This window comes from Mesorhizobium yinganensis (genome assembly GCF_040081985.1).
GTDB lineage: Bacteria > Pseudomonadota > Alphaproteobacteria > Rhizobiales > Rhizobiaceae > Kumtagia > Kumtagia yinganensis.
Genome location: NZ_JBEBMH010000084.1, coordinates 1 through 2,142, shown reverse-complemented (window position 1 = coordinate 2,142; position 2,142 = coordinate 1). Strand labels below are relative to the sequence as shown.

The window sequence follows — 2,142 nt, the reverse complement described above, 5'->3', positions numbered from 1 at the left end:
GACACCGGATCGAACGGCGGGCGACCACCCTTGCCACCCTCGCCATAGCCAAGTCCTTCGACCAGCCAGTCACGGAAATACTCAAAGTTGACCGTCGCCTCCAGAACCTCGAGCGGATCACCATTCTTGCTCAGCCGGTCGAGATGTTCCGAAAGCCCCAATAGCGACCGCTGCTCCATCGTCCCGTCTCCAAATCCCGACACAAGCAGTGAATCACAATTCCATCCCTACCGGCACGGTTAATGCGGGTCTCCAGCTACACCACCCGGTGGGACACCATCCCGCTCGGCAACGCGCCCTAATGTCATACGCTTAAATTAAGAGACCCGAGTCCCCTTCCAAAACTGAACGCTTGTTGGCTTGACGTTATGACGGGTGTGTGAATCAGGGCCGAAGGTTTTCCCTACCATCAGCTCCGTAAAGTCTTGATCTGGAGAGGTGTAATACAAATTGCATACGGTTACGATCAGCATCGATGATACCCCGCTTGCGTCACGCATTTACAAGCAAAGTCAATAATTGCCACCTTTTTCGCGTAGGCTCAACCTTCGATGCTGATTCACAGACGCGAGTTTTCTGTCTCAAGCTCCTTCAGGCGCTTAACTTGATCTCCCTTCAGGGTTCCGTATTGAGATCGCCGACCATGTCACCGCTGAAAACTGAACTTTCGACAATCCCGTTGTCGGGGTCATATTGCCATCAGAATCGTCGCCCGGCTTCCTCATCCAGCTTTCCTAATTGCAGTTGACAGATTTTCTCAATGCGATTGATCAGGTCCATTACGCGCTCCGATAGCCAGGCGAGGGCTTCATGGGATATCTCGAAGTGCTTCGAATACCTCGCCTTCACATAGGCTTCGTTGATGATGTTGAACCAGGCGACGAAACGCTGCTGATCCCTTGGCCAAACTTCGGCCAATTGCCGAACCTGATCTTCCGCCAGGCTGCGCAGAAATTTTATGTTGTGTGAGGGCGGACTGTAGTTGGTCAGGACGAGCAAAAGGCTGGAATAGGCCTGCTCGATCGATTGATGGAACAGGAAGGCGGCTTCCTTGAGGTCGCCTTCCTGCAAGTAGAAATTTCCTCCTTTTGCGAATTTCTGCGCATGGGGCAGTCGATCTTCGAAATATCCTTTTGCAAGCCGAATGACGTCGGACGGCCTTGCTGGGACCGGATTGGCTAATGGCTCATCGTCGAGTTCATAGAGGACGATTCCATCACGACGGATATCGACGAAGAAGTACTGGCCGTCCCTCAGCGCTGTGTTCACTTCGCGGCGCGAATGCACGATCAAGCTCACTGGCGTGCTCACTTCCCGCATGAGCCGGTTGGCTGCCGTTTGCCAGTAGGTGGCGAAGTCCGTCAGCTTGCGGTTGTTGACCACGATCAGAAGGTCGAAATCGGACCGGTATCCCTTCCTGGTGTGCGGCTCGTCGACCCAGTCGCCGCGTGCATATGATCCAAACAGGATGGTCTTGAGGATCCGCCCGCGCTTCTTGAAGTCGGCCGTTCCTTCTTTCAGTGAATCCTCGAATTCCTCGAGTAGTACCTCGACGGCGCGCGTGAGCTCTCGCTGTTTTGCCAAGGGCAGGTGGTCGATGCTGGACTTCATGAACAAGGGCCGGTCATCCATTTGGCTGGCTCATCCGAGGTACGGCCCCGATTCCACAGAATGCCGCGCCGTGGGGGCGAAAACAACCTGTCAGCTGACACCGGTCGAAATAAGAGGGTGAGGCGCTCCGCAGGGCAGGATGGCTGTTTCGGCCACGGTCAGAGGAGAGAACGCCAACGAGATTCCCCCGCTGGACATTGGCGAGAACCCGACGTCTTGCAACTGGACCTCTGATTATCTTGCCGCCGGTCTCAACAACGCAGGCGCCATCGCTACCCCTCGTATCGACCTCCCCCATCGTCAAATTCACTACGTTCAACCCTCGACCATTGGAAGTGACCTGCCCCGGAGTTTTCATCCAGCGGCAATTAGAGCCTCGCCGGGTTTTACGCCGTATGGCGCGGGGTGAGCAACGGGCGATCGGTGGAGCTGGTCGGGGTTGCGCAGCCGATCTCCCGTTGCGGTGAGATTGGCGGCATGAGCCGCGGGCGTGATGTAACCGAGCGCCGAATGTGGGCGCTTTTCGTTGTA

Annotated in this window: 1 protein-coding gene and 1 pseudogene; both read right to left on the bottom strand. The window is 55.8% G+C overall.

All coding sequences use genetic code 11. The features are described from left to right. Window positions 1–699: 699 nt before the first annotated feature. A complete protein-coding gene (locus ABMA59_RS37060) occupies window positions 700–1,611 on the bottom strand; it encodes a nucleotidyltransferase and HEPN domain-containing protein (RefSeq protein WP_349010318.1) in 912 nt (303 codons plus the stop codon). A 354-nt stretch (window positions 1,612–1,965) separates the two neighbouring features. Further along, a pseudogene (locus ABMA59_RS37055) lies at window positions 1,966–2,142 on the bottom strand (IS3 family transposase); the annotation flags it as partial.

Coding starts and splice junctions, on each gene's coding strand:
- ABMA59_RS37060 (WP_349010318.1), bottom strand. CDS start 1,611: ATGAAGTCCAGCATCGACCACCTGCCCTTGGCAAAACAGCGAGAGCTC.